Here is a 24157-nt window from a genome sequence, read left to right as displayed (position 1 = left end):
GGCGCCGGTCTGCACGCCGGTCACTTGCGACACGCCAGCCATGCCCCTCTCTTATTTCTTCTTGGCCGCCTCGTGCAATTCGCGCCAGTTCGCCACTTCGCGCCAGCTGAGGCGCCGGGCCGGCAGCGGCGCGCTGACGACCTTGAGTCCCGCCACGCTGGCCGCGCCTGGCAAGCCCGGCTGCAGCACGGCCAGCTCCTTGCGGTCCTCGGCCCGCCCTGTCGCCGTCGCGGCGCCCACCGTGCTGTTCAATTCCAGCGCCAGCGGCGGCGCGCGCGCCAGGCCGTCGAACAAGCGTCCCGTCTGCTCGCCCGCCTGCACCACACCGGCGCCATCGGCGGCAAAGCCGCTGAGCACATCGAGCACGTACAGGCGCGTGACCGGCTTGGCGCAAGCGTCGCGCCCCGGCAGGACGGTATTGAACAGTACCTTGCCGGCGGCCAGTACGGGAATGCTGATGCTGCGCTCGCCCGTCTGCGCGGTATCGAGAAAGTCGAGATACCAGCCGCGCATGGCGTCGCTGCCCGTGTAGCGCAGTTCGGCGCCGTCAACGCGCACGCCGCCCGTCGTCTCGCCCAGACTGCGCTGTTCCAGGTCGGCCCGGCTGCGCGTAGGGGATGTTTCCCGCACATCGTCGTGCACGGCATAAAACGACTGCGACAGAAAGGCGGAAGGCCAGGTATCGCCCGCTTCGACCAGCTTGCCCGTGCCGAACAGCAGCAGATAGCCGCCACCGGGCGCATACGCCACGCTCAGCTGCTGCGTCACGGGCTGGCGCCGGCCCTGTACATCGCGCGCGACAAACACGAGCTTGCGCCCCTGGCCCTCCTTCCAAGGCGGGCCGCCAGTCATGTCGAGGCGCCAGATATTGCCCTGCAAATCGCCCGCATAGATATACGCGAGCGCGCCATCGCGGCCCGGCACCACGGCGGGCGGGCCCAGCGCGTGGGGCATGGCGTCAATGACCGCATCAGTGTCGTGGCCGCCATCGCCACCACCGTTGGCGTCGGCCACAGGCACCTTGAACCGGAAGTAATTACTTCCTATCACCCATGGCGTGCCAGGCGCCTTGTCCAGGGCCAGCAGGAAGATGGCGGCGGCCGATGCGGGCGCCGTCGTGTCCTTGCCGTCATTAACATGGTTGTTGTAGCCGCTGGCGACGATGGCAAAATCGCGGTAGGCCGGCGCGCCCTCCTTGCCGCCCATGTTGATGCGGGCAAAGGCGGGCGGCGCGCGCACACTGCCCATGAGCTTGTCGTCGCGGTCCGTGAATTCCCACAACGCACCGTCTTGCGCAAAACGCATCGGATCGGTGATGTCGAGCGCAAACACGCCTTGCGCCCCGCCGCCCATGCCCGACACCAGCACCGTCTTCCAGTGTCCCAGCGCCAGCACTTCCGCCGTGGCCGCCGCGCCATCGAGCAGCGGGCCGGGGCTGTAGTGAGTGCTCGCAGCAGCTGGCGCCGCGCGCAGCAGCGCCTGCGGCAGATAGGCAAATAATTCGCTGCCCGTGCGCGCATCGAACGCATGCAGCAAACCGTCGTTGGCGCCCAGGTACAGCATTTTCCGCCGCTGCAGCAGCGCCTGGCGATGCACGCCATAGCCGGCCCCCGGCATGCCCAGACCCGGCGCGCCCACGTACAGCAGGTTGCCGTGCGGCGCCGCGCCCAGGCTGCCGGACCTGCGCCGCAGGAAGCCGCCGGGCTGGCCCACCTCGTGCGTACGCTGGCCCAGCAAATATGCCAGACGCGCCTCGCCTCTGCCATCGCCGCCGTCGAATGCGCCGCGCTGTGCTGCATCGAGCGCCTTCCAGGCCAGCGGCATCAGGGCGCCCTTGGCGTCAAGCGTGTAGACGGGACGCAAGGCCGTGGATGGTCCATCCGGCATGGTCTTGGACTGTCCGCCAGCAGTCCACAATGGCTTGCCGGGAAGCAGTGCGCCATCGGCGCCCACGGCAAACGCGCTGCGCGACAAGATCATGCCGCCATCGGCCAGGCGCATCCGCGTGCGAAACCAGTAAGCCTCTTCCGTACCGCTGGCCAGCGCCATCAGGGCCGGCCCCGGCAGCGTCGCCGCCAGCGTGCCCTTGTCGGCGGAGACAAAGGCCGCGCGCAGTCCCGCGATCAGGGCGGCCGGATCGCTGCCGGGCAAGTAATGGGTGGGCCAGCGGCCGTCCAGGCTCCATTCATCGAACGCGCTGCCCGTTGCGCTCTTGAATGGGTTGGCGTCGCCGTTCGCATCAAGAAAACCGCCATACTTGGCCGCCAGCAGCAAGGGAGTAGCGGCGGGAGTGGCTGCAGATTCGCCGGCCGGGTCGCCCTGGCGCAAGTCGCCCGCGTAGTGCTCGACCTTGGCAAGGCCGTCGTTCTTGCCGCCAGGACGCAGCGCCTGCACATGCGACCAGTAGGCCAGCCCTGCCGCATGGTAGCTGGCGCCGCCCGCGCCGTCGGCCAGCAATTCCAGTCCCGCCAGGTCGGGCCGTGGCGCGGGATTGCCCTGCGCGCCGCCGCTTTCCAGGCTGCCCACCGCATGCGTCCAGGCCATCGCATCGAACGGCGGCGGCGCAAAGCCATCGGCGGCGCGTGCGCGGTCACCGGCCGAGGCAGGCACAACAGGGACGTTGCCGGGCACGTAGCGGTCCCCCGCCATGCCCGCATCGCCGAGGCTGACGACGACGTGGCGCTGGCAATTGGCCGTTTGCGGGTCGCTCCATGGGGTCACGACCGGCAAGCCGTCGTCGATGGCAGGCGGAGCCGTGGCGGGCGGCACGGCGGCGCTCGCTTGCCGCCCCTGCAGGTAGCGCAGCGATTCGTACAGCAATTCAGCCAGCGGCGCGGCCCTCGCGTACGCGCCCGGATGCCCGGCATTGCTGCGGCCCAAGCCGTTGATGTAAGCGGTCACCCCGCCGCCAGGGCCTGCGCCCTGGTCAGCGCCTTGGACGGCAAACACGCCATTGACGGGATTCCACTCGGCGCCGGTATTGTCTTGCGGCAAAAAGTCGGGCGCCGTCCAGCGTTGCCTGCCCATGTGGGCCAGCGGCGCGCGCAGCACGCCGCCATACACGGGGCCGGCACTGGCAGAGACGCCGTTCAAATGGCCAAACACGCCCACGCGTACCCTGCCGCCAAGGCGCTGCACGGCGCCCACCGGTTTGTAGTTCTTGCCGTACGCGAGGCACAGGTCGTCGCGCAGCGGCCCCTCATCGGCATCGCAAACGCGCACGCGCGCGAGGAACACGCCGTGCGTGGCGGCGATGCCGGGCGCGTCGCAACTGCCGCCCGGAGGCACGCTGGCGTCGCCGAACAGCAGGCGATTACGGCAGGAAACGATGGCCAGTTGTGCCAGCGCAAACGGCGTCGCCGCCGCCACGCCGGTGTGCAAGACCTTGCGCGGGAAAAAGACGGGGTGGGCATAGAAATCGACGGGACCGTCGGCATCGGGCAGCCAGGCGCGCTGCAGCACCGTCTTGCGCACTTCGTCGATGACGCGGTCGCCGCCCGTCAGGGCATAGCGGACGATGTCGAGCATGCTGGCGCTGGCCCAGTTCAGAAAGTTGCCGCTAAAACTATCGCCGCCGCAGCCGTGCAGCGCGTCCGCCGTTTTCAGTACGGAGAAGTAAGCGGTCGCTACGCGCAAGTCCGGCAGCATGACGCCGTCCTTGCTGCGGTAGGGATAGCTGTAGCACATGCGCGCATGGAAGTACCCCAGGTACTCGCGCTGCGGCGCATACTCGCCGCCATGCGCGGCGGCCGCCGCCGCATGCGTGAGCGACAGATTGAGCAGCAGGTTCGGCGGCACTCTGGCGCCGTGCAAGCCAGCGTCGGCCCGCGCCAGCGTCACGGGAGGTGCGGCCGCAACAGCGGCGCCGCAAGCCAGGCAAACCAGGCTGATCAGCAGCAGCCAGGCGGACCACCAAGCGGATGGCAAAGCAAACGACCAAGCCCTCATGGTCCCGCTCCCGCCGCCTGCTTGCGGTAATAACTTTGCAACACGACTTGCGTGCTTTCCTGCGCGCCAAAACCGATGGCCGTGATGCGGTACACATAACTTTCCGTGGCCAGGCCGCCGGCCACTGCCGCCGCCTGCGCGCCGGGCGGGTGAAACGGCAGCAATTCGATCAGGTAACGGGGCCGGCGCGACGGCAGGAAACCCTGCCCCGTCTGCATGACGGCGCCCGTAAACTGGCCATACGGCACGGTGTGGCTGCTGCCTTCAGGACCGTCGAGGTCCATGCTCAGCCAGAGCGCCGGCGCCTCCGGGGCTGCGGGCAGGCACAGGCCCAGTGCGCCTGCCTCGCCGCAACCGTCCGCAAACCCGGCCGCACTGCCTGGCGCAAAGAGGCTGCTACGCCCCGGCGCGCCGGGCAAGCCTTCGATATCGTTCTGCGCATCCATCAATGCTTCCTCCGCCGCCTGAAATGCGATCTGCCGGTCGCGCTCGCCGCGTGCCGCCTTTTCGCCCTGCAAGGCCATCTGCGCCGCCGATATGCCCAGCAGCAAGATGATCACCAACAGGCACAGCACATACACGAGGGTGGCGCCACTGTGGCGCGCGCAAGGTGAACAAGGCACGCAACGAGGTAGGCAGCAGCGGACGCCCGCGCCAGCCATCGTGCCGCCCGCCTAGGCCGGCCCGTTGCGCAGCATGATGCTCGTCTGCACCAATTGCCGCAGCCGGGAGCGCGTCGCGGCGGGCAAGGACGCGCGCGCGATGCGCACGCCCGTGTCGCCGGCGCCGTGCGCCTCGGCATATGCCTTGCCGAACAGGTCGAACTGCGCCGGCCCCAGCTCCGCCATCTTGTCCGCCTGGTCCGCCTCGCCATGCAGCAGCAAGGCCACGCGGACGCTGGCCACGCGCTTCCAATGCGTGCGGCGGCGCAAATCGCGCTGGCGCGCGGCCGCATCGGCGCCCACCAGCACCAGCGCCGCATCGTAGGCGTCGAGCGCACTGGCGTTGACATAGCGGTTCGCCACGCCGTCGGGCGGCGTATCCGTGTCGAGGCCATACAGCACCTGGAAACCGTCGACGCCGCGAATGACGGCATCCGCGCCCCAGCCGTTCGCGCCACGGTATTTACAGCGCAGCTCGCCATCGCCATCGGCGCCTTGCGCCACATAGAAAATGCTCCAGCCCCGCTGCGCCTCCGTTTGCGCGGCACCCACGCCAAAGCCGGCGCAATTGAGCACGGAACCGTCGCCACCCTCTTCCTTGCCGGCCCCGTAATAGCGCAGGGCCAGCACGTCGCTGCCATGCAGGGCGCCGGGCAAGGCGCCGCTGATGCCTTCGCTGTTCTTGCCCAGGCTGCGCGCGTCGAGCCCGGCGACATTGGCGCTGTCGTCATCGGCATGGGCGACGGGCGCGGCGCTGCTGTCCCAATTCACGTACGCCGTCTGGCGCACGGCGCGGGCGATGGTGTCGAGCGCATAGCGGCCATTGTCGTCCAGGCGCGCGCTGGCGGACTGGTCGCCATAGCTGCCGCTGGCCGCCAGCAGCACGCTACTGGCGGCCAGCATCAGCAGCGCGCCCAGCGACAGGGCCACCAGCAATTCGACGAGGCTCATGCCGCGCCGCCAGCGCCACGCGGCATGCACGCCGTTCATGCGCCGCCTCCGCCCAGCTGGAATACCAGCCTGGGCAGCGACTCGCCTGCCGCATTCACGGCGGGCGAGCCATCGGGCAAGCGGCCGCGCCAGCCCAGCTTGATGACGATGGGCGCGCCCTTGCCGCCGCTGCACGCCCAGTGCAAGCCTTGCGCGGCGGCATCCCAGACAGAGGCATCGCGGCAGATATGCAGGCGCGCGCCGGGCAAGGCCGCATGCAGCGATTGCTTCCATTCGGCGATGTCGAATTGCGCCAGTTCGGCCGCGCTGCAGGCGCTAGCGCCAAAGCAGTCCGGCGCGGTGCCGCCTGCTTCGGCGTCGTCCGCCGCCGCGTAGGCCACGTTCAGGTAGGGATTGCCCGCATCGGGACCATTCATGAGCACGCCGTTTGCGCGCATGCGCTCGGCCATGCCGGCCGCCAGCTGCGCGCCCGCCGACAACAGCGCCGACTCATGGCGCGCGCGCAGGGAGTGCAGTTGCAAAATGCTGGCACCGAGCAGGCCCAGCGCCAACAGCAGCAGCGACACGAGCACCTCGACGAGGCTGCTGCCACCCGCTGGAAACATAGTGCGACCGCCCTTGCGCATGCCTTGCTCCCTTCCGCAGAAAGAGTCGCAAGAACAGGCGGCCCAGCTACACGATAGGCGCGCGCAAAAAACGGGATCTGCGCAAGCGCAAACAGCGCAGCGATAAAGGGAGAAGAACGGTGTAGTTATTGATCAGGCCGCTTGCCAGGCGAGCGCTGGCGTGGTGAACACGGGGCGCAAAACGGGGCACATGAGCAGCCCCGTCGTCGAACAAGAGGCTTCGAGCAGGCGTCAGGGCTTGCGCGCCTGCCCCACTTCGGCGATCGCATCCTGGAACTCGGCCAGGTCTTCGAAATTCTTGTAGACGGAAGCGAAGCGGATGTAGGCGATCTTGTCGAGGCGCTTGAGTTCCTGCATGACGAGTTCGCCGATATAGCCGGAATCGACTTCGCGCAAGCCGCTGGTCAGCAGTTTTTCCTGGATGGACGCGATGGCCGTATCCACCGAGGCGGCCGCGACGGGACGCTTGCGCAAGGCCAGCATCAAACTGCCGCGCAACTTATCCGCAGCGAACTCCGTCCGGCTGCCATTCTTTTTGACGACGGCCGGCATGATAAGTTCAATGCGCTCATACGTGGTAAAACGCTTGTCGCATTTGCCGCAGCGGCGGCGCCGCCGAATGGCATCCCCTTCCTCCGATACGCGCGTATCGAGAACCTGGGTGTCGCCGTGCTGGCAAAATGGACATTTCATGGGCTGGTTACAACTTTATAGTAATAATTACGGGAAATCGCCGCCCTTGTACAAAGGGCGCCCGAATCACTCCGGGCGCCCTTGGGCACGAAGGAATGTGTCATACGGAATCTTACTCCGTATGACACATTCTGGACAAATAATTATGCTGCGTACACAGGGTGCGCGTCGGCCAGCACTTTCACGGCCGCTTTGACGCGCTCGATGGTGGCGGCGTCATGCGGGTTGTCCAGCACGTCGGCGATCAGGTTGCCCACTTCTTCCGCTTGCGCTTCCTTGAAACCACGCGTCGTCATCGCCGGGCTGCCCAGGCGGATGCCCGAGGTGACGAAGGGTTTTTGCGGGTCGTTCGGGATGCCGTTCTTGTTGCAGGTGATGTGCGCGGAACCGAGGATGGCTTCGGCTTCCTTGCCCGTCAGGTTCTTGGCGCGCAGGTCGACCAGCATGACGTGCGATTCGGTGCCGCCGGACACGATGCGCAGGCCGCGCTTGATCAGGGTTTTCGCCAGCACGTCGGCGTTCTTGATCACTTGCTTCTGGTATTCGACGAATTCAGGGCTCAGCGCTTCCTTGAAGGCGACGGCCTTGCCGGCGATCACGTGCATCAGCGGGCCGCCCTGGATGCCAGGGAAGATAGCCGAGTTGATGGCTTTTTCGTGCTCGGCCTTCATCAGGATGATGCCGCCGCGCGGACCGCGCAACGATTTGTGCGTGGTCGAGGTGACGAAGTCGGCGAACGGCACCGGGTTCGGGTACAGGCCGGCGGCGATCAGGCCCGCGTAGTGGGCCATGTCGACCATGAAGTAGGCGCCCACTTCCTTGGCGATCTTGCCGAAGCGTTCGAAGTCGATTTTTTTCGAGAACGCGGATGCGCCGGCGATGATCAGTTTCGGCTTGCGTTCGCGGGCCAGGCGCTCCATCGCCTCGTAGTCGATGTCTTCTTCCGCCGTCAGACCGTAGGAGACGACATCGAACCATTTGCCGGACATGTTCAGCGGCATGCCGTGGGTCAGGTGACCGCCTTCGGCCAGCGACATACCCATGATCAGGTCGCCTGGTTTCAGCATGGCGAAGAACACGCCCTGGTTCGCCTGCGAGCCGGAATTCGGCTGCACGTTCGCGCATTCGGCGCCGAACAGTTTCTTGACGCGGTCGATGGCCAGTTGCTCGGCCACGTCGACGTATTCGCAGCCGCCGTAGTAGCGCTTGCCCGGGTAGCCTTCGGCGTACTTGTTCGTCAACTGCGAGCCTTGCGCTTCCATTACGGCTGGCGACGTGTAGTTCTCCGAGGCGATCAGTTCGATGTGATCGTGCTGGCGCGTGTTTTCTTTTTGAATGACGGCGAACAATTCAGGATCGACGTTGGCGAGGGTGTGATCTTTTGCAAACATGTAAAAACTCCAAGTATGAGGGTGCTTGTACTGGCAGGTTGGATCGAATGAGGGGAGCCGGCGTTAAGTGAATAACAACATTGGACGGGCAGCCTCTTCGTGCTTTTCCATAGTGGCTACCCAGGCGAACGGCTGATGAAAAATCTCACGTTTCCCGGTGGGTGCCCACCTTTCGCCGGTTTGCCGATCGCCACTCAGGGAGATCGCCCGACTTTTCGCCAGTCACGTGAGACGTAATGGAAGTCAAATTGTAAGTTAAGTGCCCAAATTGAGCAAGGAATGCAACCGTGCGGCTATAATCGCCGCGCGCCGCCGCAGCCCGGACAAGGCCGCGGCGCTTAAGCTGGACTTAAACCTGGCTGCGGCTTGTAAGCGTATGTTACGAGGCTTGCCATTGCCCGCCCCGGATTTACAATGCTGCGGTGCAACTTATATGCAGCTTTTGCATGGCTTTCCAGCAAGCGCCCACAGTCACAAGAAGAAAAATCGCGTAAAATGTTGCTCAATCTCACTACTGGCGCAATAAACATGCCTTCAGTCTTTACCTGGAACGTACGTGTCTACTATGAAGACACCGACGCCGGCGGCATCGTCTATTACGCTAACTACCTCAAATTCTTCGAGCGCGCACGCACGGAATGGCTGCGCGCCATCGACGTGGGCCAGCAGGAACTGCTGGAACAGCACGACGCGATGTTCGTTGTCAAAAGCGTCAACGCCGACTATCATGCGCCAGCCAGGCTCGATGACACGGTAAGATTAACCTTAAGCATAGAAAAAATGGGGCGTGCCTCCATCGTTTTCCTGCAACAAGCCTGGTGCGGCGACCGCCTGCTCAACACGGCCCGCGTCAAGATCGGCTGCGTCGATTCGGCACTGCGCCCGCGCGCCGTGCCTGATGCAGTCGCGGCCCGCATGCGCGCCACCTGAGCCCTACCGCCACCCCCGGATAATTCACCCAACAGACTGCCTGCCAATGAACGTTACACAAGATCTTTCTTTCCTCGCGCTCATCACCAATGCCCACCTGATCGTGCAACTGATCATGGCCCTGCTGCTGCTGATTTCCCTGACCAGCTGGACCTACATTTTCCGCAAGATGTTTGCCGTGCGCCAGGCGCGCAAGCAAACCATCGAATTCGAACGCAGCTTCTGGGCCGGCGGCAACCTGCATGCGCTGCACCAGAACGCCAGCGGCAACCGCGACCAGAGCGGCGCGCTGGCCCGCATCTTCGACGCCGGCATGGGCGAATTCATCAAGGGCAAGGCTTCCTACGGTTCGCGCGAAGCGCTGGACGTGGGCGCCGTGCTCGACGGCGCACGCCGCGCCATGCGCGCCGCCTTCCAGCGCGAAATGGACGTGCTCGAATCGCACCTGGCCTTCCTCGCGTCCGTCGGCTCCGTCTCGCCGTACATCGGCCTGCTCGGTACCGTCTGGGGCATCATGAACGCCTTCCGCGGCCTGGCCAACGTGCAGCAAGCAACCCTGGCCGCCGTCGCGCCCGGCATTGCCGAAGCGCTGATCGCCACGGCCATCGGCCTGTTCGCGGCCATTCCCGCCGTCGTCGCCTACAACCGTTTTTCGCATGACATCGACCGCCTGGCGATCCGCTTCGAAAGCTTCGTCGAGGAATTCTCCAACATCTTGCAGCGCCAGTCGCGCTAAGAGGGAGCAGCGTCCATGGGTTCCTCATTCAATAGCGGCGGCATGCGCGGTGGCCGTGGCCGCAAGTTCAAGTCCGAGATCAACGTCGTGCCGTATATCGACGTGATGCTGGTGCTGCTGATCATTTTCATGGTGATGCCGTCGTCGAACAATCCCAGCGTGGTGAACCTGCCCAACGCGGAAAAGTCGGCGAAACCGCCCGATGACTATATTCAGATCGTGCTGAAACCGAATGGTTCGCTGTCGATCGGCGTCATCGGCAAGGAACAGCTGGCGCCGGAAACGGAACCGAACCGCGACGCCCTGCTGCGCAAGCTGCGCGGTTTGCACGAGAGCAATCCAGACTATCCCGTGATGATCGCGGGCGACAAGGAAAGCAAGTACGACGATGTGATCCAGCTCATTTCGGAAGCGAAAAAGATGGGCATTACCCGTGTCGGCCTGGCCACCAAGTAAGCGCAGCATCCTGTTTCCAGACTTGACCGTTTTTAGATAGACTAGACTTTGCAGAACAAACAAATCGACCATGTACTCGGCAAGCCCTACAGCGTGCCGCGCGAACGCAGCCGCTGGCCCTCGCTGGGCCTGGCGCTGGCGATGCACCTTGGCCTGCTGTTTTTCCTGTGGGTGGGCGTACACTGGCAAAATACGGAACCTGTCGCCGTCGAAGCGGAAGTGTGGGACATGAAAGTGCAGACGGCCGCGCCGCCGCCCGAAGTGGCGACGGAACCGGAGCCGACACCAGCCCCGCCGCCGGAACCGCAAGTGGAACAGCCGGCCCCGCCGCCGCCACCGCCCGTGGCCGCGCCCGAGCCGAAGGTCGACTTGCGCGAGGCGGAGATCGCCCTGGAACGCAAGAAGGCCAAGCTGAAGGAAGAAAAAGAGAAAGCGGCAGAGCAGGAACGCCGCAAGCAGGAACAGAAGGAACGCGAGGAAGAAAAGCGCGAACTGGAAAAACAGAAGCAGAAAGAAAAAGACAAGGCTGAAAAGCTGGAAATAGAAAAGGCCGACAAGCTGGAGAAAGCCAAGCTGGCCAAAGAGAAAGAGAAAGCGGCGGAAGAAAAAGCAGAGAAAGAACTGTCCGAGAAAAAAGCGGCGGCGGAAAAAGCCGCCAAGGCAAAAAAAGCAGCTGCAGAAAAAGCGGCGGCAGACAAATTGCGTGCCGATGATATGAAGCGCCTGATGGCGCAGGCAGGCAACGGCACGACGGGCACGGCCGCGAAAGCGACCGCGCCACGCAAGGACAGCGGCTATGTCGCTGCCCTGACGAGCAAGATCAAGAGCAATATCGCGTACAGCGGTAGCACGGAGGTGCCGGGCAACCCGCGCGCCGTGTTCAAGATCGAGCAACTGCCAACTGGGGAAATTATTTCGGTCCGAAAGATTAAAAGCAGCGGCCTGCCGGCGTATGACAGCTCGGTGGAAAACGCCATTAATAAATCGTCGCCACTGCCGAAGAAAAAAGACGGCACCGTGGAACGCGAGATTGAACTCATATTCGAGATGAAGGATTTGCCTAAATGATGACCATGAAAAAAATGAGCTATGTCGTGCTCTGCGCCAGCCTGATGCTGGGAGCGTCAAGCGCCCAGGCGCAGCTGCGCGTGGAGATTACGGGGATCGGCAGCAACCAGATCCCGGTGGCTGTGGCCAGCTTCGTCAATGAATCGGCGGCGCCGCAATCGCTGTCGGGCATTATCAAGGCCGACCTGGCGCGCAGCGGCGTGTTCAAGCTGATCGACGCCGATGCGCCCGTGGCGGAAACGGCGCCCGTCAGCTACGAGCAGTGGAAATCGCGCGGCGCCGACGCGCTGGCGGCCGGCAGCGTGCAAAGCATGGCCGATGGCCGCCTGGACGTGCGCTACAAACTGTTCGACACCATCAAGGGCGCGCAGATTTCCAGCATGAACAATGCGGCCGCGCCGCAGTTCAACCGCCTGCTGGCGCACAAGATCGCCGACGACATCTATGAAAAGCTGACGGGCGTCAAGGGCGCGTTCGCCACCCGCATCGCCTACGTCACGCAATCGGGCCGCGAATACCGCCTGGAAATCGCCGACGCCGATGGCGAAGGCATCCAGGTCGCCCTGCGCTCGAACGAGCCGATCATTTCGCCGTCATGGTCGCCGGACGGCACCAAGGTCGCATACGTGTCGTTTGAAAAGAAAAAGCCCATCGTCTACGTGCAAAACCTGGTGACGCGCCAGCGCACCATCGTGTCGAATGAAAAAGGCAGCAATTCCGCGCCGAGCTGGAGCCCGGACGGCTCGCGCCTGGCCGTGGCCCTGTCGCGCGACGGCCATACCCAGGTCTACACCGTCAATGCCGACGGCAGCGGCTTGCGCCGCGTCAGCACCAGCAGCGGCATCGATACGGAACCTCAATTCTCGGCCGATGGCCAAAGTATTTACTTCACCAGCGATCGCAGCGGCGGACCACAAATCTACCGCATGTCGACCAGCGGTGGCGAAGCCAAGCGCGTGACGTTTGGCGGCTCCTACAACATCAGCCCGCGGATTTCGTCCGACGGGAAGACACTCGCTTATATTTCCCGTCGCGACGGCAATTTCCAGCTCTACGCGCTCGACCTGGCTAGTGGCCAGGAACTGCGCCTGTCGGACACCGCCAACGACGAATCACCGAGCTTTTCGCCCAACGGGAAATATATCATGTACGCGACCGAATCCGGACGACGCAAGTCGCTGGCAGTGGTATCGGTGGATGGCCGCGTCAAACAGCGTTTGACTACGCAAGCTGGCAATATCAAGGAGCCCACCTGGGGTCCTTTTATGAAGTAAATGCTGTACAGTTTCACCTTTAACCATGACCCGGAGAATAAAAATGAGTAACTTTAAAAGTTTGGCTTTCATCGCCGCTACCGCAGCTCTGCTGTCCGCCTGCAGCACCCCAGTCAAAGTTGCAGAGACCCCAGTGGTTGAGCGCGCTCCTGAAAAAGTCGCAGCTCCAGTTGACACCCGTCAAGTTCAGCCAGTAACGACCGCATCGGTCGATCCACTGGACGATCCAAAAGGCGTGCTGGCTAACCGCAGCATCTACTTCGACTTCGACAAATACGTCGTACGCGAAGCGGACACCCCAGTCGTGCAAAACCACGCTGCTTACCTGGTGAAAACCCCATCGCGCAAGATCCTGATCCAAGGTAACACCGATGAACGCGGTGGCGCTGAGTACAACCTGGCCCTGGGCCAGAAACGTGCTGAAGCCGTGCGCAAGTCGATGGCTGCCCTGGGCGTGCCGGAAGGCCAAATGGAAGCCGTGTCGCTGGGCAAAGAAAAGCCTAAAGCACAAGGCAGCAACGAAGCAGCATGGGCTGAAAACCGCCGCGCTGACATCGTTTATTGATGTTGACGGGTGAGCGCGGCAGCATTGGCGCTTACCTAACTGGCCAGTCATAGGCATAATAATGGGGCGCAGCGCGGTGATTCACCGCCCGGCGCCCCGTTTGCATGTTTTGCGTAACCTTAGAAAGCCCGACCCATGATGACATTCTCGAAAGCCGGCGTCGCCGCCGCCTTGATGGCCGCGTTTGCCTACCTGCCCCTGCACGCCAACGCCGCCCTGTTCGACGACGACGAAGCACGCAAAGCCATCCTCGAGCTGCGCGCCAAGGTCGACGCGATGGCGCGCGACCTGAACGGCCGCATCGACGCCAAGGCGGACAAGACCAGCACCCTGAGCCTGCTCAACCAGCACGACCAGACCATGCAGGAGATCGCCCGCCTGCGCGGCCAGATCGAAGTGCTGGGCAACGACCTGGCGAATGTGCAAAAGCGCCAGAAGGATTTCTACACCGACATCGACGCGCGCCTGCGCAAGCTCGAACCGCGCCAGGTCACCATCGACGGCCAGGAAGCGGCCGTCGGCGTGTCCGAGCAAAGCGCGTACGAGTCCGCGTTCGGCCTGTTCAAGTCGGGCGACTACAAGGGCGCCGTCACGGCCCTGGACGCCTTCGTCAAGCGCTATCCGGAATCGCCGTACGCAGCCAACGCGCAATACTGGCTGGGCAACGCCTATTACGCCCAGCGCGACTGCAAAAACGCCATCACGGCCCAGCAGGCGGTGCTGAAACACTACGCGGACAGCCCGAAGGCGCCCGACGCCATGCTCAACATCGCCAGCTGCTACACGGAGCTGAAAGACAAGCCGAACGCCACCAAGACGCTGAACGCGCTGATCTCGCGCTACCCGGACTCCAGCGCGGCGCAAGCGGCCAAGGAACGGGCCGGCAAAAAGTAAAAGCGGGGAAAAAGTTGCCCGTTAGGTTTGACAGAATCCCGGGCACCCCCTATAATCTTTCTTCTTCGGGTCGTTAGCTCAGCTGGTAGAGCAGCGGACTTTTAATCCGTTGGTCGCAGGTTCGAATCCCGCACGGCCTACCACGAATACGCAGTACTGATCTGCTTGCGAGTTGTTATAGCAAGCATTTTTTTACGGCACAGTGTTACCGAAGTTGTTGTAAAAAGTTTTTGGGTCGTTAGCTCAGCTGGTAGAGCAGCGGACTTTTAATCCGTTGGTCGCAGGTTCGAATCCCGCACGGCCTACCAAATACGTCAGAGAAGCCAACCGTTCGCGGTTGGCTTTTTTGTTTTCGGCAGCATCACCTGCGCGGGATGCCATCGCTGACTCAAAGTTCCCTCCCCCGCATATCGAAAACCAGTCGTTAACGCGACGCCAGCGCCGGCCTTCCAGCCAGATGCGCGACCACCGCGCCCACGACCCGCCCCAGCGGCACCTCCACCCAGCGGTAAAACGCGGCGCCGGCCGCCAGGCTGGCGCCCCAAGCCGTCAGCATGCCCAGCGCCTGCCACTCCGGCTCGAGCGGGACATAGCTGATAAACAGCGCATTCACCAGCAGGCTGACGGGGAAGTGCACGAGGAAGACTGCATACGAGATGCGGCCCAGAGTGTTGACGATGTTCCAGGCACGGCCCTGCGACGGGGTGCGGGCGCGGCCGAACAGGAACAGGGCGCAGGCGACGATCAGGGCCAGGGCGATCCGGCTGCGGTAGTCGACGGCCAGGGCCAGCAGGACGGGCACGGCGGCCATGGCCATGAGCGCGGTCATGGCGCCGGGCTTGCGGGCCGGGTCGCTGGCCCACCAGGCCATGAGCCCCAGGCCATAGCTGCCGAAGAAATACGGCGCCCAGTTATCCCAGCCCGCATCGAGGTTGAAATACAACAGGGAAAAAGTGATGCCCACAGTGATGGCCAGCGGCATCAGCCAGTGCCCGCGCCGCTGGCCGGCCAGGCGGCCGCCCAGCCACAGCAGCAATACCGTCAGCAGGTACAGCTGGAAATCGATGGCCACATACCAGGCGCCGGCCGACAGCGACTCATAGCCGAGCACGCCATGCAGCAGCAAGGCATGGGCGCTCAGCTGGCCCAGGGTGACGGCGGCCGACATGGAGTCGTGCATCATCCAGATGCCAGCCACAGGGGTGATGATGGCCGCGAGCAAGGTGGCCGCCAGGAAAGGCGGCGCCAGCTTGGCATAGCGGCGCCAGACGGCCTGCAGCGGCGTGGCGATGCCGGGACGGCCTGCGGGAGAGAGGGACTTGGCGACCAGGAAGCCGCCAATGACGAGAAACACTTGCACGGCGATGCGCGCGCTGCCGCCCAGCCAGCCCAGCAACTCGGGCCACAGGGGCTGCACGTAGTCGGACATGGGCCCGTAAAACGCCAGATGGTGCAACACGATCAACTGCGCCGCGCCTGCCTTCAAACCATTGATCCAGCCAAACTGCGGACGATTTGCCAGGTCCGCCTGTGATACCACTGCTGCTGCCGTCATTCCCAATCCTTGCCGTGCCAGGTAGTGTCGCCAGCCCATCGCGCAACAGGCGCGCGGCCGAGGATTTACCGAAAGGCCGACATCATAGCCGAGCCTGGCACTTTGGTGACGCGCGGCAGATGAGCTGCATCAGTCCTTGCGCGACAAATCGGCGCGCAACAGGGTCTGGATCACGCTGCCGCCCTGCGCGTTCGCGCGCACCGCGACCACCATCGACGGCATGACGAACAGCACGCCATCCCGCTCCTCCCAGGTATCGAGCAACTGTTCCAGTTCGCGCCCCAGCGATTCCGGCCGCTTGAGCTGCTGCGCCAGTTGCGCCTCGCACTTGCCGTCATTGCCAGTGCGGCGCGGACACTCATCGACGCGCACGAAAGGCGTCTTGCTCTCGCGCAAGCGCGCGGACAATTGCGCCGTCACCGCTGCCGGCGCGCCATCCAGATACAGATGGTAGGACGGCACACGGCAGCATTCCCTGGACAGCAACAGCACACCGACCGCGGAGCCAAAAGCGGCCGTTGGGGCTGATGGCACGTAGGCAAACGGCGGCGCGGCGCCGTCCCGCACAAAAGTCCTGGCCTGCTCGGCGGCGTTTGCGGCGCGCCAGCCCGGCAGACAGGCGGCATTGGCGGCCGCAAAGCAGGTCCGGTAGCCGGTTTGATCGCTGATAAACAATTCCTCGACCACATTGCGCGCGCCGGCAGCGCCAGGCGCAATACCGTCCGGACGGACCTCCCAGCTGCCCGCGCCGTTCTTGTGCCATGCGAACGCCGTGCGCGACCAGGCCCACAGCCGCTCGTATGGGTTGAATTGATAGCTGGGCGCGTCCGCCAGGTAGATTCTCGGCAAGGGAATGGGATCGCGCCGCTTGCCGTCCGCATCGACCACCAGCACCACGGACGGCGCATATTCGCTGTCGACATAGGCAAACGATGCCCCGTCGGGCGAGATGGCCGCCAGAACATGGGCTTGCAGGTGGCCGTCGCCTTCGGGCGGACTGGGCAGCACGGTGGTTTTCAGCGGCAGGCCACGCAACAGGAAACCGGGACGCTGATCGACGGGGAAATAGCGCACGCCGGGAGACAGGGGGAAGCCATGCACGTACGTCTCGTTACCACGGTAGCCGTATTCCGACGCCGCAATCTTCTCGACCACGGCCTTGCCCGCCTGCTCGTGGACCAGCGCCAGCATGCCGTCGTCTTCCTGCCGCTTGACGAAATACACGGGCTGGGCGAAATCGGTCCAGCGTTCGATGCCATCGGTGGTCTTGACGACGATTTTGTCGTTATATATCAGCCGCATGGAGTGATTCTCGGTGGACATCAGGGAGCCGCCGCCCTGGCGGTACTCGACCGACAAGGCGGCAAACCGTCCGTAGGTATCGGCCTTGGTCACCTTTTCGCCGCGCCGCAGCACGGCAGCATATTCGCCCGTGGCCGGCTCCGTGTAAGGCCAGCAGCCAGTCAGCAATACGAAAGCGGCGGCGCACCGCCAGCGATATCGTGCAAAAATTTTCATGCGTCGTCAGCCCTTCAGGTCAGGACTGCCCGCCCATGCTGCAAATTCGGCAATCTTGCAGGCATTCTACGGCAGATTCAGGGCTGACTCAGGACTGATTCGCGTGCGGCTGCTGCGCGAGGATGGCGTCGAGCAAGCCGGGAAAACGGCTCTCGATATCGGCGCGGCGCAGGGTGTTCATGTGCGTCGTGCCCGCGTTTTCCGTGTAGACGAGGCCCGCTTCGCGCAAGACCTTGAAATGGTGAGAGACGGTCGATTTCGGCCGCCCGCCGTCGAGGTCGCCGCAAGCGGCCGCGTCGACTCTAGCCAGGTGGCGCACGATGTCGAGGCGGATCGAATCACTCAAGGCGTAGAGCACGCGCTCGAGGACGAATTCGCTGGCGGGAGGATGTTTGTGTGGACGCATGTGCAGAATCATACAGCATGCGCTATACTAATTCCATTCTTCGAATATTTACGAACTACCGAATCAGCATCTCCCCCTACTTTTTCATCAACACACACAAAGGCCACCATGTCCGCCCTCTTCCAGCCCTACACCCTCAAAGACATCACCTTGCGCAACCGCATCGCCGTGCCGCCCATGTGCCAGTACATGGCCGTCGATGGCCAGGCCAACGACTGGCATCTGTCGCATTACGCGGGCATGGCCCGTGGCGGCGCCGGGCTGGTGATCGTCGAAGCGACGGCCGTGGCGCCCGAAGGCCGCATCACGCCAGGCTGCACGGGGATCTGGAACGATGACCTGGCGCAAGCCTTCGTGCCCGTCGTCAAAGCAATCAAGGCGGCCGGCTCCGTGCCCGGCATCCAGATCGCCCACGCGGGCCGCAAGGCCAGCGCCAACCGCCCATGGGAAGGCGACGACCACATTGCTGAAGGCGACGCGCGCGGCTGGCAAACCATCGCGCCGTCCGCCATCGCCTTCGGCGGCGGCCTGCCGAAGGTGCCGCGCGCCATGGACCTCGACGATATCGCCCGCGTGAAACAGAACTTCGTCGACGCGGCCATTCGCGCCCGTGAAGTGGGCTTCGAGTGGCTGGAACTGCACTTCGCCCACGGCTACCTGGCGCAAAGCTTCTTTTCGGCCCATTCGAACCAGCGCGACGATATCTATGGCGGCAGCGTGGAAAACCGCAGCCGCTTCCTGCTGGAAACATTGAAAGCCGTGCGTGAAGTATGGCCCGAGCACCTGCCGCTGACCATCCGCTTCGGCGTGCTGGAATTCGACGGCCGCGACGAGCAAACCCTGCTCGAATCGATCGGCCTCGTGCGCCAGTTCAAGGATGCGGGCATGGACATGATCAGCGTCAGCATGGGCTTTACCATTCCCGACGTGTCGATTCCGTGGGGCCCGGCCTTCATGGGACCGATCGCCGAGCGCGTGCGCACGGAGGCGGGCGTACCTGTCTCGTCCGCCTGGGGCTTCGGCACGCCGGCCATCGCCGAGCGCGTCGTCAAGGAAGAACAGCTCGACGTGGTGATGGTCGGCAAAGCGCACCTGGCCAATCCGCACTGGGCATATTTTGCCGCCAAGGAGCTCGGCGTGGAGCGCGCCTCGTGGACCCTGCCGGCGCCGTACGCGCACTGGCTCGAACGCTACTGATCATCTTTCGCCTTCGCCGCCGCCGGATGCCCCTCCAGGGGCAGTTCCGGCAAGAACAGCAAGGCAACCAGTCCCACCAGCAGCAGCACGGCGCCGGCGCCAAACACGCTGGCGATCGCATGGCGGTACACCTCCACCGTCTGCACCGCCGCATGCGCGCCCAGCGCCGACACGGCTTCCACACCATGCTGGTGCAACTGGTGCGCGAGGATGGCGCCGGACGCCGTCACACCGAGCAAGCCGCCCAGCGAACGGAAAAAGGCCAGCATGGCCGTGCCCACGCCGCGGCGCGCCAGGGGCAAGGCATTTTGCACGGCGATCGTCATGTTCGGCATCACCAATCCTAATCCCGTGCCGAGCAGGAAGATGGCCGGCTCGATGACCCAGTAACCGCGCGACGTTTCCATGGCCCAGGCCAGCACGGCAAACGCCAGCAGCGCCACGGCCAGTCCCGCCACCTGCACCATCTTGTACTTGCCCGAGCGCGACAGTACCCGGCCGTTGAACATCGACGACGCCACCAGCCCCACCATCATCGCCACCGTCATCACGCCCGATTCGGCGGGACTCGTACCCATCACCAGCTGGAAGAACAGGGGAAAGAAGACGCTGGCGCCCATCAGACCCATGAAAGTCATGGCCATCACCAGGCTGGCGATATTGAAAGTGCGGTTCTCGAACAGGTCGGGCGGCAGCACGGGTTCGTCCACCCTGCCCACGCGGAAGGCCAGCCAGGCGCCCAGCAGCACGGCAATGCCGCCGCACACCTTGACGGCGAGAGAGTCCCACGGCCACTCCGTGCCGCCCAGCGCCAGCACCAGCAGGGCCGCCGTGACGGCGCCCGTCAGCAAGGCGGAACCCAGGTAATCGATCTTGTGCGCATGCGTGCGCGCCGGCTTGCGCATGGCGCGCGCGATGATGACAAAAGCGGCCGCGCCGATGGGCAGGTTGACATAGAAAATCCAGTGCCACGACAGGGCATCCGTGATGACGCCGCCCAGCACGGGCCCCAGCACGCTGGTGACGGCAAACACGACGGGCACCATGCCCTGCCGCTTGCCCCGCTCGGCCGGAGGCACGATGTCGCCGATGATGATTTGCGCCAGCGGCATGAAGCCGCCCGCACCGAGGCCCTGGATGGCGCGGAAGATGATCAGCTCCGTCATGTTCTGCGCCAGCCCGCACAGCACGGAGCCGAGCAAAAAGGTCAGCAGCGCCGTGAAGATCATGGGGCGGCGGCCGTACTGGTCGGCCAGCTTGCCGTACAGGGGCATGGTGGCCGTCGACGCCAGCACATACGCCGTCACCACCCACGACAGATGCGCCATGCCGCCCAGGTCGTCGACGATGCGCGGCAGGGCCGTGGCGACGATGCTCTGGTCCAGCGCACCCAGGCCCAGCACGGCCATCAGGCCCAGATAGATGGCGCGCACTTCGCGCTCGGTGACGGGTTTCGCGGCGCCTTTGTCTGCGCCTGCGGCGTGATCGTGGCCGCTCATGCCTGGCCGATCTCAAGCAGCGGCTGCATGGCGGCTTCCAGCGCATCGACCTGCTGCGGCGTCAGACGGGCGATGCGGCGCGCCAGCGCATCGCGGCGCCGCGCGCGCAAGGTTTCGAGCATGGCCAGGCCTTGCGCCGACACGTGCAGGCCCGAACGCCGGCGGTCCTGCGGATCGGGCGCACTGCGCTCGACCAGCCCCGCCTCTTCGAGCGACTTGACCTGGGCGCTGACGGTGGGCCCGCGCACGTTCTGCAGCCGCGCCAGCGCGGCCACGCCGATGCCCGGTTGCTCGTGGATCAGGGCCAGCAGCATGTACTGCATCATCGACACATGGGCGTCCAGCTCGCCCCCTTCGCGCTGCATGGAGCGCAACAGGCGTTTGAACGCCACGCGCAAGTCATCGGACAGCGCCAGCGCGCGTTCGGGGATGGGAAGGTCTTCGGTAGTGGGCATGGAATGAGTTAAATAGGTAGGCTATCTACCTATCTTAGACCGAGCATGAGGGCCACGCAAGGCTTTTTTCCACCCCGGCCCTTCCCAAAACCGCCGTTGGCCGTCATAATAGCCGCCCTTGGGTCGTTAGCTCAGCTGGTAGAGCAGCGGACTTTTAATCCGTTGGTCGCAGGTTCGAATCCCGCACGGCCTACCAAGATTCAGCCGTCATCATGGCAAGCATGTTGATACGGCACAGCGTTACCGCAGTAGTAGTAAAAAGTTTTTGGGTCGTTAGCTCAGCTGGTAGAGCAGCGGACTTTTAATCCGTTGGTCGCAGGTTCGAATCCCGCACGGCCTACCAAATACTTCAGAGAAGCCAACCGTTCGCGGTTGGCTTTTTTTTGGCCAATTTGCGCCTTATCAAGAAAAAATTACTATAGCAACCAAAGTAATAAATAAGCAACGTTAGCTGATATACTCCATTTTCCAGCTATTCCAACACGTTAAAAACATGGACTCGAGTCAGCTATACATTCTAAAGAACAAGTCTTTCCAAAGAAACATTTTAAAGATTGGAATGACAAAAAAACAAACCAACTCCCGAGCAAAACAACTGTACTCAGGAGCCACTGGAGTACCAGAACCGTTTGATGTTCTATTTGCATGCAGTGTTGCGGACTGCAGAATTGCAGAACGCATAGTACATCGCCGCCTTGCTGCTTTCCGCGTAAATAATTCCCGAGAATTTTTCCGAATTCCGGCAAAAATAGCGCGACATATTGTTCTTGAGGTCTGCTCCAATTTAAATACTGAGCATCAGCATGACCGGCCTATTATTTCGGTTGATCTAATAACAACCCAAGAACCAGAACCTCCAATAAATGATCAATACCAAGAGAAGTATGGTGAAATTATTTCAATCCCTCTTGAAGAAATAATACAGCTACCCATTGGCACTAGCACTTTAAGCAAAGCTCAAAAAGAAAGAATATCTATCGTCAGCCATATTCTGCATGAAGTTTTTCCAGAAGGTGAGGAAGGATGGCATGAATCTTTCTCTCGCGACAAGAAACCAGAAATAGAAATACGAATCTGGGAACATATTGCAAAAGCTTTTCTGAAAATAGATGAGATCGATTATTTAAATACTAGCGAAAAAGAAGAAGCCTATGAACTTCTGTTCGCTAGATCCCTAAGTCCAACCAAAATTGTTATGCAACAACACACGCTCCGTTACTTCACAAAAGAAGCTGCCCTGAAAATTATGGCTGGTTATGAGTTATCGCCAAAACCCATTACGGTATCAAGGGTGCCCCCTGAAACCTGGGTCCCTAACCCACCAACCTTAAAACCAATCACATCAGTGATATCAGAAATATTCGCATCGCAGCGAAAGAGAACCTAGCACACAAGGACAATCAGCGCTTTACAACTCAGAGTTCAACAACTATTCCTGAAAAATTCCGCAAGGGGCCGGGGTCACGCAAGGGGCCGGGGTCAGGTCCGGCATTCGTACACGATTTCAGCCTTGGCCGCCTCTATCAACAGCCAGTTGCGCTTTATCCAATACCGATATTTCCCGATTCATTGCCATCCCCATACCTCCCCGGCGTCACCCCCATCACCCGCTTGAACATGGCGATGAAGGCGCTGACGTTGTCGTAGCCCAGGTCCAGCGCAATCGTCGTGACGGGCTGGCCGGCGGCCAATCGTTCCAGGGCGCGCACGATGCGGGCGCGCTGGCGCCAGGCGGAGGGCGTAAAGCCCGTCTCGATCGTGAATCGGCGCGCCAGGGTGCGCGGCGAGACGCCGGCCCAGGCGGCCAGCGCTTCCACGCCACGCTCGTCGGCCAGGTCGTCGAGCACGGCGCGCGCCACGCGCAGCAGGCGCGGGTCCGTGGGCAGGGGCAAGCCGAAGGATTCGTGCGGCGCGGCGGCGATCTCGTCGAGGATCACGCCCGCCACCCGGGCCTGCCGCGCGTCCAGCGCGCCCGCGCCCCAGGTGCTGGCGCGGCCCACCGCCTCGCGCAGCAAGCCCGAGACGCGCATCACGCAAGGCGCGACGGGCAAGCCGGCGCAGCTGGCCTCGTCCACATACACGCTCCAGCCCGCAAACGGGCCGTGCGAACGCAGCGCATGGACGTGATGGGGCGGCACCCACACGCAGTGGCTGGCCGGCACCACCCAATGTCCGCTGTCGGCCGTAACGGAGAGCAAGCCCCGCATGGCGCCGAACAGTTGGCCGCTGGCATGGCGGTGCGCCCCCGTCACCCTTTCCTGCGGCTGGACAATGCGCATGGCGCGCAGCGGCGGTGCTGGCGGCAAGATTGGCGGATTTGACGTATCGAATGACATAAACAACGCAGACAAGACAATCCGGCCATCATACAGTGAAGTCTTTCCAACCTTCAGGAGTTCAGCATGCGTGCAGAAGACGTGTTACCGGATCAACAAAACCAGGGCCAGTTCAATGGCGTCACCGTGCGCAAGGGCACGGTGGGCGCTTTTCTCGCCAATGCCCGGCTGTGGCTGGACGAGGCCAGCAGCGTCGACGACAAGGCTATCGCCGAGCGCGACATTGTGGACGCCTTGCCCGCCCTGCATGCGCTGGGACTGTTCGACATCCTGCAGGTGCGCGATGCGGCGCTGCGCGAACTGGTGGCCGTCGCGGCCGCGTGAGCGGGCTGACTCGTCCCCGGCGCGCATTTCCTCTATCATGCTGCTTTGCCCGCCTTCGCACCCGCCATGCCGTTTACCATTACCGCCCCCGTCCACAGCGAACTGATCATCAAGAAAAGCCGTTTCATCGGTTGCGTGCAGCCGATGACCGACCGCGCCAGCGCGCAGCAGGTGGTCAATGACTTGAAGGCGCAGCATCCGGGCGCCTGCCATGTGTGCTGGGCGCTGCTGGCGGGCGGGCAATCGGCGGCCGTCGATGATGGCGAACCGAGCGGCACGGCCGGGCGGCCCATGCTCGACGTGCTGCGCCACCAGGACCTCGAAGGCGTGCTGGCCACCGTCGTGCGCTATTTCGGCGGCATCAAGCTCGGTGCGGGCGGCCTGGTGCGCGCCTATACGGACAGCGTGGCGCAAGCGTTATTGCAGGCGGGAAAGACGGCCATCGTGCGCCAGCGCACCCTGCGCTGCACGGTACCGTATGCGATGGAAGGCATGCTGCGCCGCGAACTCGATGGCGCCGGCGCCACCCTGTTGAACGTGGCGCATGGCGAAGATGTGCTGTTCGACTTCAGCCTGCCTGAAACGGCGGCCACCGCCCTGCTCGCCCATCTGCATGAGGCGGGCAATGGGCGGATAGCCTGGCTGAAGGCAGAAGCCGAAGAGGAAGAATAAA

At 63.3% G+C, this 24157-nt stretch carries 23 protein-coding genes, 4 tRNA genes and 1 riboswitch; of the genes, 15 read left to right on the top strand and 12 right to left on the bottom strand.

All coding sequences use genetic code 11. The annotated features are described in order from the left end of the window. Nucleotides 1-51 precede the first annotated feature (51 nt). The 6 genes from AC3RCG_RS09170 to glyA all read right to left on the bottom strand — a co-directional run bounded on the left by AC3RCG_RS09170 (nucleotide 52) and on the right by glyA (nucleotide 8271). Complete coding sequence (locus AC3RCG_RS09170) at nucleotides 52-3948, bottom strand: PilC/PilY family type IV pilus protein (RefSeq protein WP_492404273.1); 3897 nt, start codon at nucleotides 3946-3948, stop codon at nucleotides 52-54. Next, the gene (locus AC3RCG_RS09165) at nucleotides 3945-4571 is read right to left on the bottom strand and encodes a pilus assembly PilX family protein (RefSeq protein WP_492404271.1); all 627 of its coding nucleotides are present in this window, start codon (nucleotides 4569-4571) and stop codon (nucleotides 3945-3947) included. Before AC3RCG_RS09165 ends, AC3RCG_RS09170 begins: the two co-directional genes overlap by 4 nt. A gap of 51 nt (nucleotides 4572-4622) precedes the next feature. Continuing rightward, the gene (locus tag AC3RCG_RS09160) at nucleotides 4623-5600 is read right to left on the bottom strand and encodes a PilW family protein (RefSeq protein ID WP_492404269.1); all 978 of its coding nucleotides are present in this window, start codon (nucleotides 5598-5600) and stop codon (nucleotides 4623-4625) included. Beyond that, complete coding sequence (gene pilV, locus AC3RCG_RS09155) at nucleotides 5597-6166, bottom strand: type IV pilus modification protein PilV (RefSeq protein ID WP_099409959.1); 570 nt, start codon at nucleotides 6164-6166, stop codon at nucleotides 5597-5599. The genes AC3RCG_RS09160 and pilV overlap by 4 nt, the downstream gene beginning before the upstream one ends. Before the next feature lie 252 nt (nucleotides 6167-6418). Then, nucleotides 6419-6880: a transcriptional regulator NrdR gene (gene nrdR, locus AC3RCG_RS09150; RefSeq protein WP_034759169.1), complete on the bottom strand. Its 462-nt coding sequence runs from the start codon at nucleotides 6878-6880 to the stop codon at nucleotides 6419-6421. A 143-nt stretch (nucleotides 6881-7023) separates the two neighbouring features. Next, a complete protein-coding gene (gene glyA / locus AC3RCG_RS09145; protein ID WP_099409960.1) occupies nucleotides 7024-8271 on the bottom strand; it encodes a serine hydroxymethyltransferase in 1248 nt (415 codons plus the stop codon). Between the two features lie 111 nt (nucleotides 8272-8382). Next, a riboswitch (ZMP/ZTP riboswitch) is annotated at nucleotides 8383-8507 on the bottom strand. A 292-nt stretch (nucleotides 8508-8799) separates the two neighbouring features. Between glyA and ybgC the strand changes: the two genes are divergently transcribed. From ybgC to AC3RCG_RS09100, 9 genes are all read left to right on the top strand, one after another. Beyond that, on the top strand, nucleotides 8800-9201 hold the full coding sequence (gene ybgC, locus AC3RCG_RS09140) for a tol-pal system-associated acyl-CoA thioesterase (protein WP_121668826.1): 402 nt from the start codon (nucleotides 8800-8802) through the stop codon (nucleotides 9199-9201). A 46-nt stretch (nucleotides 9202-9247) separates the two neighbouring features. Further along, nucleotides 9248-9937, top strand: a complete 690-nt coding sequence (tolQ, locus tag AC3RCG_RS09135; RefSeq protein WP_046682323.1) for a protein TolQ — start codon at nucleotides 9248-9250, stop codon at nucleotides 9935-9937. A 15-nt stretch (nucleotides 9938-9952) separates the two neighbouring features. Next, the gene (locus tag AC3RCG_RS09130) at nucleotides 9953-10393 is read left to right on the top strand and encodes an ExbD/TolR family protein (protein WP_226939836.1); all 441 of its coding nucleotides are present in this window, start codon (nucleotides 9953-9955) and stop codon (nucleotides 10391-10393) included. Between the two features lie 48 nt (nucleotides 10394-10441). Then, on the top strand, nucleotides 10442-11461 hold the full coding sequence (tolA, locus tag AC3RCG_RS09125) for a cell envelope integrity protein TolA (RefSeq protein ID WP_492404265.1): 1020 nt from the start codon (nucleotides 10442-10444) through the stop codon (nucleotides 11459-11461). A 5-nt stretch (nucleotides 11462-11466) separates the two neighbouring features. Beyond that, nucleotides 11467-12735, top strand: a complete 1269-nt coding sequence (gene tolB / locus AC3RCG_RS09120) for a Tol-Pal system beta propeller repeat protein TolB (protein ID WP_070219589.1) — start codon at nucleotides 11467-11469, stop codon at nucleotides 12733-12735. Nucleotides 12736-12778: 43 nt separating this feature from the next. Beyond that, entirely contained in the window at nucleotides 12779-13300 is a 522-nt protein-coding gene (gene pal / locus AC3RCG_RS09115) for a peptidoglycan-associated lipoprotein Pal (RefSeq protein ID WP_034759187.1), read from the top strand. A 135-nt stretch (nucleotides 13301-13435) separates the two neighbouring features. After that, a complete protein-coding gene (gene ybgF, locus AC3RCG_RS09110) occupies nucleotides 13436-14194 on the top strand; it encodes a tol-pal system protein YbgF (protein WP_492404263.1) in 759 nt (252 codons plus the stop codon). A 67-nt stretch (nucleotides 14195-14261) separates the two neighbouring features. After that, nucleotides 14262-14337, top strand: a tRNA-Lys gene (locus AC3RCG_RS09105). 89 nt (nucleotides 14338-14426) lie between these two features. Continuing rightward, nucleotides 14427-14502: transfer RNA gene (locus tag AC3RCG_RS09100), tRNA-Lys, on the top strand. Nucleotides 14503-14618: 116 nt separating this feature from the next. On the opposite strand, the gene AC3RCG_RS09095 is transcribed toward AC3RCG_RS09100, so the two are convergent. From AC3RCG_RS09095 to AC3RCG_RS09085, 3 genes are all read right to left on the bottom strand, one after another. Then, complete coding sequence (locus tag AC3RCG_RS09095; protein WP_070312455.1) at nucleotides 14619-15749, bottom strand: acyltransferase family protein; 1131 nt, start codon at nucleotides 15747-15749, stop codon at nucleotides 14619-14621. A gap of 129 nt (nucleotides 15750-15878) precedes the next feature. Next, nucleotides 15879-17267 (bottom strand): hypothetical protein, encoded by a 1389-nt coding sequence (locus AC3RCG_RS09090; protein ID WP_492490423.1) that lies wholly within the window; start codon nucleotides 17265-17267, stop codon nucleotides 15879-15881. An 88-nt stretch (nucleotides 17268-17355) separates the two neighbouring features. Further along, entirely contained in the window at nucleotides 17356-17673 is a 318-nt protein-coding gene (locus tag AC3RCG_RS09085; RefSeq protein ID WP_492404259.1) for an ArsR/SmtB family transcription factor, read from the bottom strand. A 108-nt stretch (nucleotides 17674-17781) separates the two neighbouring features. On the opposite strand from AC3RCG_RS09085, the gene AC3RCG_RS09080 reads away from it, so the two are divergent. Beyond that, nucleotides 17782-18870 (top strand): NADH:flavin oxidoreductase/NADH oxidase, encoded by a 1089-nt coding sequence (locus AC3RCG_RS09080; RefSeq protein WP_492404257.1) that lies wholly within the window; start codon nucleotides 17782-17784, stop codon nucleotides 18868-18870. On the opposite strand, the gene AC3RCG_RS09075 is transcribed toward AC3RCG_RS09080, so the two are convergent. Together AC3RCG_RS09075 and AC3RCG_RS09070 are read right to left on the bottom strand one after the other, a co-directional pair. Next, nucleotides 18864-20369 (bottom strand): MDR family MFS transporter, encoded by a 1506-nt coding sequence (locus AC3RCG_RS09075; protein WP_492404255.1) that lies wholly within the window; start codon nucleotides 20367-20369, stop codon nucleotides 18864-18866. The genes AC3RCG_RS09080 and AC3RCG_RS09075 overlap by 7 nt on opposite strands. Further along, on the bottom strand, nucleotides 20366-20824 hold the full coding sequence (locus AC3RCG_RS09070; protein ID WP_070312452.1) for a MarR family winged helix-turn-helix transcriptional regulator: 459 nt from the start codon (nucleotides 20822-20824) through the stop codon (nucleotides 20366-20368). Before AC3RCG_RS09070 ends, AC3RCG_RS09075 begins: the two co-directional genes overlap by 4 nt. Before the next feature lie 120 nt (nucleotides 20825-20944). On the opposite strand from AC3RCG_RS09070, the gene AC3RCG_RS09065 reads away from it, so the two are divergent. The 3 genes from AC3RCG_RS09065 to AC3RCG_RS09055 all read left to right on the top strand — a co-directional run bounded on the left by AC3RCG_RS09065 (nucleotide 20945) and on the right by AC3RCG_RS09055 (nucleotide 22211). Beyond that, a tRNA-Lys gene (locus tag AC3RCG_RS09065) sits at nucleotides 20945-21020 on the top strand. Nucleotides 21021-21091: 71 nt separating this feature from the next. Next, nucleotides 21092-21167 (top strand) — tRNA-Lys (locus tag AC3RCG_RS09060). Between the two features lie 150 nt (nucleotides 21168-21317). Further along, a complete protein-coding gene (locus AC3RCG_RS09055; protein ID WP_409026899.1) occupies nucleotides 21318-22211 on the top strand; it encodes a GIY-YIG nuclease family protein in 894 nt (297 codons plus the stop codon). Nucleotides 22212-22365: 154 nt separating this feature from the next. Here the strand turns inward: AC3RCG_RS09055 and AC3RCG_RS09050 are convergent, their stop codons facing one another. After that, complete coding sequence (locus AC3RCG_RS09050; protein WP_492405311.1) at nucleotides 22366-23160, bottom strand: AraC family transcriptional regulator; 795 nt, start codon at nucleotides 23158-23160, stop codon at nucleotides 22366-22368. Between the two features lie 66 nt (nucleotides 23161-23226). Between AC3RCG_RS09050 and AC3RCG_RS09045 the strand changes: the two genes are divergently transcribed. Then, complete coding sequence (locus AC3RCG_RS09045) at nucleotides 23227-23484, top strand: hypothetical protein (protein WP_492405313.1); 258 nt, start codon at nucleotides 23227-23229, stop codon at nucleotides 23482-23484. A gap of 66 nt (nucleotides 23485-23550) precedes the next feature. Then, complete coding sequence (locus tag AC3RCG_RS09040; RefSeq protein WP_492405315.1) at nucleotides 23551-24156, top strand: IMPACT family protein; 606 nt, start codon at nucleotides 23551-23553, stop codon at nucleotides 24154-24156. Nucleotide 24157: the final 1 nt, after the last annotated feature.

The sequence above is a fragment of the Janthinobacterium sp. GW823-FHT01H08 genome (assembly GCF_058797855.1).
Note: the sequence above shows the minus strand (reverse complement) of the source record. Positions and strands in the feature narration are given on the sequence as shown.

Excerpts from the sequence above, each read along its gene's own strand:
- AC3RCG_RS09170 (WP_492404273.1), bottom strand. The coding sequence starts at position 3,948 with ATGAGGGCTTGGTCGTTTGCTTTGCCATCCGCTTGGTGGTCCGCCTGG.
- AC3RCG_RS09160 (WP_492404269.1), bottom strand. The coding sequence starts at position 5,600 with ATGAACGGCGTGCATGCCGCGTGGCGCTGGCGGCGCGGCATGAGCCTC.
- pilV (WP_099409959.1), bottom strand. The coding sequence starts at position 6,166 with ATGTTTCCAGCGGGTGGCAGCAGCCTCGTCGAGGTGCTCGTGTCGCTG.
- nrdR (WP_034759169.1), bottom strand. The coding sequence starts at position 6,880 with ATGAAATGTCCATTTTGCCAGCACGGCGACACCCAGGTTCTCGATACG.
- glyA (WP_099409960.1), bottom strand. The coding sequence starts at position 8,271 with ATGTTTGCAAAAGATCACACCCTCGCCAACGTCGATCCTGAATTGTTC.
- ybgC (WP_121668826.1), top strand. The coding sequence starts at position 8,800 with ATGCCTTCAGTCTTTACCTGGAACGTACGTGTCTACTATGAAGACACC.
- tolQ (WP_046682323.1), top strand. The coding sequence starts at position 9,248 with ATGAACGTTACACAAGATCTTTCTTTCCTCGCGCTCATCACCAATGCC.
- AC3RCG_RS09130 (WP_226939836.1), top strand. The coding sequence starts at position 9,953 with ATGGGTTCCTCATTCAATAGCGGCGGCATGCGCGGTGGCCGTGGCCGC.
- tolB (WP_070219589.1), top strand. The coding sequence starts at position 11,467 with ATGAAAAAAATGAGCTATGTCGTGCTCTGCGCCAGCCTGATGCTGGGA.
- pal (WP_034759187.1), top strand. The coding sequence starts at position 12,779 with ATGAGTAACTTTAAAAGTTTGGCTTTCATCGCCGCTACCGCAGCTCTG.
- ybgF (WP_492404263.1), top strand. The coding sequence starts at position 13,436 with ATGATGACATTCTCGAAAGCCGGCGTCGCCGCCGCCTTGATGGCCGCG.
- AC3RCG_RS09095 (WP_070312455.1), bottom strand. The coding sequence starts at position 15,749 with ATGACGGCAGCAGCAGTGGTATCACAGGCGGACCTGGCAAATCGTCCG.
- AC3RCG_RS09090 (WP_492490423.1), bottom strand. The coding sequence starts at position 17,267 with ATGAAAATTTTTGCACGATATCGCTGGCGGTGCGCCGCCGCTTTCGTA.
- AC3RCG_RS09085 (WP_492404259.1), bottom strand. The coding sequence starts at position 17,673 with ATGCGTCCACACAAACATCCTCCCGCCAGCGAATTCGTCCTCGAGCGC.
- AC3RCG_RS09080 (WP_492404257.1), top strand. The coding sequence starts at position 17,782 with ATGTCCGCCCTCTTCCAGCCCTACACCCTCAAAGACATCACCTTGCGC.
- AC3RCG_RS09075 (WP_492404255.1), bottom strand. The coding sequence starts at position 20,369 with ATGAGCGGCCACGATCACGCCGCAGGCGCAGACAAAGGCGCCGCGAAA.
- AC3RCG_RS09070 (WP_070312452.1), bottom strand. The coding sequence starts at position 20,824 with ATGCCCACTACCGAAGACCTTCCCATCCCCGAACGCGCGCTGGCGCTG.
- AC3RCG_RS09055 (WP_409026899.1), top strand. The coding sequence starts at position 21,318 with ATGGACTCGAGTCAGCTATACATTCTAAAGAACAAGTCTTTCCAAAGA.
- AC3RCG_RS09050 (WP_492405311.1), bottom strand. The coding sequence starts at position 23,160 with ATGTCATTCGATACGTCAAATCCGCCAATCTTGCCGCCAGCACCGCCG.
- AC3RCG_RS09045 (WP_492405313.1), top strand. The coding sequence starts at position 23,227 with ATGCGTGCAGAAGACGTGTTACCGGATCAACAAAACCAGGGCCAGTTC.
- AC3RCG_RS09040 (WP_492405315.1), top strand. The coding sequence starts at position 23,551 with ATGCCGTTTACCATTACCGCCCCCGTCCACAGCGAACTGATCATCAAG.